3 protein-coding genes are annotated in these 3839 nt (G+C 72.6%); all 3 read right to left on the bottom strand.

Features of this window, described 5'->3' with window-relative positions; all coding sequences use genetic code 11:
- Nucleotides 1-34: 34 nt before the first annotated feature.
- The 3 genes from ACXYMW_RS17075 to ACXYMW_RS17065 all read right to left on the bottom strand — a co-directional run bounded on the left by ACXYMW_RS17075 (nt 35) and on the right by ACXYMW_RS17065 (nt 3742).
- Entirely contained in the window at nt 35-538 is a 504-nt protein-coding gene (locus tag ACXYMW_RS17075) for a L,D-transpeptidase family protein (RefSeq protein WP_459036541.1), read from the bottom strand.
- A 106-nt stretch (nt 539-644) separates the two neighbouring features.
- On the bottom strand, nt 645-1865 hold the full coding sequence (locus tag ACXYMW_RS17070) for a class I SAM-dependent RNA methyltransferase (protein ID WP_459036540.1): 1221 nt from the start codon (nt 1863-1865) through the stop codon (nt 645-647).
- Nucleotides 1866-1909: 44 nt separating this feature from the next.
- The gene (locus ACXYMW_RS17065) at nt 1910-3742 is read right to left on the bottom strand and encodes an ABC transporter ATP-binding protein (RefSeq protein WP_459036539.1); all 1833 of its coding nucleotides are present in this window, start codon (nt 3740-3742) and stop codon (nt 1910-1912) included.
- Between the last annotated feature and the right edge of the window lie 97 nt (nt 3743-3839).

Raw genomic sequence — 3839 nt, 5'->3', positions numbered from 1 at the left:
CCGGCGGCCGCCGCGCGGCCGCCGGGAAAGCGGGTCACGGGTTGATCTGGATCGGCGTGCCGTCCTGGATCATCGCGTAGATCCATTCCATCTGCTTGTCGCTCACGGCGATGCAGCCCCAGGTCCAGTCGCTCTTGGGATTGGTGCGGCTGCCCTTCGGCGGTCCGCCATGGATGAAGATGTCGCCGCCCGGGCTCTTGCCCAGCATCTGCGCCTCGTAGATGTCGTAGGCATTGGGGTAGTCGATGCCCAGCGACAGGTGGAACCTGGAGTCCGGGTTGCGCTTGTCGATGGTGTAGAACCCCTCGGGCGTGCGCCCGTCGCCCTCGATCTTCTTGTCGCCGCTGGGCGCGAAGCCGAGCTGGATCGGGTAGGTCTTGAGCACCCGGTTGTGGTGGTAGAGCCGCATCCGGCGGTCGCCCTTGTCGACCACCACCCGCGTCACCTCGGGGCCGCTATAGGTCTTGAACTTGCTGCTGCCGCACGCAGAAAGGGTCGCGACCGCGAGGATCACGCCGATCAGTCTCAGTAAACGCATGTGCCTGTCCGCTCGATTGCCGCTCATGCCGGCGATTGTTGCCGGTCGCTATTGCCGCAACCTTACCGCAAAGTGCCGGCTGCGAGTAGAGGCTTGAAAACCGACTTCACCGTCGCGTGAGCTGGGCCGCGATTTCCACATGCGCCGACCAGCGGAACTGGTCCACGACCTGCACCCAGTCGAGCCGGTAGCCGGCATCGACGAGGCTGGCGCAGTCGCGCGCGAAGGTCACCGGGTTGCAGGAGAGATGCGCGATGCGCGGGATCCCGGCCGCCGCCAGCTCGGCGATCTGGGCCGCGGCACCGGCGCGCGGCGGGTCGATCACCGCGGCCTCGAACCCCGCCAGATCGGCGGCGGCGAGCGGCGCGCGGAACAGGTCGCGGGTCTCGGTGGTGACGCGTTTCAGCCCCGCGGCGTGGCGCCAGCCATGGTCGAGCGCCGCCAGCATGGCGCCGTCGCCCTCCACCGCGTGCACCGCGGCGCGGTCCGCCAGGTCGAGCGCGAAGGTGCCGCAGCCGGCGAAGAGGTCGACGACCCGCACGGCGCCGTCCGCCGCCTCGCGCGCTGCCGCCTGAAGCGCCCGCTCGCCCTCGGGGGTGGCCTGCAGGAAGGCGCCGGGCGGCGGCGTCACCCGGGCGCCGCCGAAGCGCACCACCGGGGCCCGGCGGGTCAGCGTCTCGTCGCCCTCCCAGGCCAGCCGGGCCAGGTCGAAGCGCCGGGCGAGATCGGCCAGCCCCGCGCGCAGCGGACCGTCGGCGGGCTTGCCGCCCCGGACCATGGCGTCGAGCCCGGTCTCGGTGCGGGTCAGCAGCACCGAGAGCGCGCCCTTGCGGCTGCCGCCGGTCTCCGCCAGCGCTTCGGCCAGCGGCAGCGCGGCGGCGAGGTCGGGATGCACGACGCGGCATTCCGGCACCGCCACCACGGCGTCGGAGCGCCGGGCGTGGAAGCCCGCCAGGGCGCCCTTGCGGGTGCGCCGGGCCGAGAAGGCGGCGCGGCGGCGGCTGCGCTCGGGCGAGGTCAGGACCGGGCGCTGCGGCGCCTCGAGCCCGTGCGCGGCCAGCGCGCGCGTCACCACCTCGGCCTTCCAGGCGGCGGTGAAGGCCGGCGCGGCGTGCTGCAACTGGCAGCCGCCGCAGGCCCCGGCATGCGGGCAGGGCGGGCGCACCCGGTCGGGCGAGGCGCGCAGGATGCGCGGCGAAGGCAGGGTGTCGCCCTGGCGGTCGCCGGCGACCTCCTCGCCGGGCAGCGCGCCGGGCACATACAGGGGGCCGGGGGCGATGCCGTCGCCCTGATGGCCCAGCCGCTCGATGATGACAGTCTCGCTCATGGCCGCCCTGATGGCGGATGTCGCGGGCGCCGTCGAGGGGGGGCTCACTCGGCCGCCTCGCGGCGCTCGAAGCCGCCCGACTGGCGCTCCCAGTAGCGCGCATAGAGCCCGCGGCGGGCCAGCAGGTCGTCATGGCTGCCGGTCTCGACGATACGGCCGCGGTCGAGCACCACGATGCGGTCCATATGCGCCACCGTCGACAGCCGGTGGGCGATGGCCAGCACGGTCTTGCCCTCCATGACGCGGTCGAGCGCGTCCTGGATCTGTGCCTCGACCTCGGAATCGAGCGCCGAGGTGGCCTCGTCGAGGATCAGGATCGGCGCGTCCTTGAGGATCGCCCGGGCCAGCGCGATGCGCTGGCGCTGGCCGCCCGAGAGCTTGACCCCGCGCTCGCCCAGATGGGCGTCGTAGCCGCGCCGCCCGGCATGGTCGCGCATCGCCACGATGAAGTCGTGCGCCTCGGCCTTCTCGGCCGCCGCCACGACCTCCTCGAAGGTCGCGTCGGGGCGGCCGTAGCGGATGTTGTCGAGCGCCGAGCGGTTGAACATCGCGGTTTCCTGCGTGACCATGCCGATCTGCCGGCGCAGGCTTTCCTGGGTGACCTCGCGGATGTCCTGGCCGTCGATGCGGATGCTGCCCTCCTCGATCTCGTAGATCCGCAGCAGCAGCGAGACGAGGGTCGACTTGCCGGCGCCCGAGGCGCCCACCACGGCGAGCTTCTCGCCCGGGCGGATGTCGAGGCAGACATTCTCCAGCCCGCCGATCTCGTGGCCGTAGCGGAAGGTCAGGCCGCGGATCTCGATGCCGCCCGCAGCGACCGCGAGCGGGCGCGCGCCGGGCCGGTCGGTGAGCCGGTGCGGCGGCGTCAGGGTGCGCATGCCGTCCTCGGTCTCGCCGAGATTGGCGTAGAGCGCCATCAGCGTGTGGCTGACCCAGCCGGTCATCTGCGCCAGCCGCAGCGCCACCGCGCCGGTGGCGGCGATGTCGCCGGCGCTGACCGAGCCGCGCGACCAGAACAGCAGCGCGCCGCCCACCATCAACACCGGCAGGATGCCCGCCAGCGTCACCAGCCAGAACCGGAAGGCCACCGCGACGCGGCCGTAATCGAGGGTGCGGTCGCGGAAGCTCGCCATGGCGCCGAGGGCGTTGCGGTCCTCGTGATCGGCATGCGCGAAGAGCTTCACCGTCTTGATGTTGGTCACCGTGTCGACGACCTGCCCGGTGACCATGGCGCGGGCCCCGGCGCGGGCTTTGGAGGCGCGCCGCACCCGGGGCATGAAATGCCGGATCATCACCATGTAGAGGATCAGCCAGAGCCCGAGCCCGGCGGCGATGGTGGTGTCGATGGTGGCGATCAGGAAAATGGCGCCGATCACCGAGGCCAGGGCCACCAGCACGGTGTGGATGATCTCGACCACCACGTCGGTCAGGGCGCGGGCGGTCTGCATTTCCTTCTGGGCGATGCGGCCGGCGAAATCGTCGTCGAAGAAGCTCACCGCCTGGCCGATCGTGTAGCGGTGGATACGGCTCAGCACGAGGTTGAAGACGTTGGGCTGGACCACGATGGTCTGGAAATAGGTGCTGCCGGCGAAGGCGGCGGGGCGCAGCACCAGGAAGAAGGCGAGCGCGCCGAGCAGCGTCCAGCCGCCCTCGGCGAAGACCGAGCCGGCGCCGGCGGCGAGCGCGGTGTCGACCACCCGGCCCAGCACCATGGCGGCGGCGACCTCGACCACGCCCACCGCGATGGCGAAGACCGAGCCGGCGCAGAGCACCCCCCAGGCGCCGGCGAGGGCCCAGCGGAAGAACGCCAGCAGGCGGCGCGGCGGCGGCGCCTCGGCCGGTGCGAAGGGGTCGATCCAGTCGGCGGGATGGGTCATCGGAGACCTTTCCTGGGGCTCGGGCAGGGGCCCGGACGCGGGCTCGGGTAGGGGCTCGGGCGGCGCGCGATCCGGCGGTCTGCGCGCGCCGCGCGCA

The sequence above is a fragment of the Roseivivax sp. CAU 1761 genome (genome assembly GCF_054482755.1).
The sequence above is the reverse complement of the archived record's forward strand: the minus strand, read 5'-3'. Positions and strand labels throughout refer to the sequence as shown.

Bases quoted from the DNA above. Each gene is read 5' to 3' on its own strand.
- ACXYMW_RS17075 (WP_459036541.1), bottom strand. From the start codon at position 538: ATGCGTTTACTGAGACTGATCGGCGTGATCCTCGCGGTCGCGACCCTT.
- ACXYMW_RS17070 (WP_459036540.1), bottom strand. From the start codon at position 1,865: ATGAGCGAGACTGTCATCATCGAGCGGCTGGGCCATCAGGGCGACGGC.
- ACXYMW_RS17065 (WP_459036539.1), bottom strand. From the start codon at position 3,742: ATGACCCATCCCGCCGACTGGATCGACCCCTTCGCACCGGCCGAGGCG.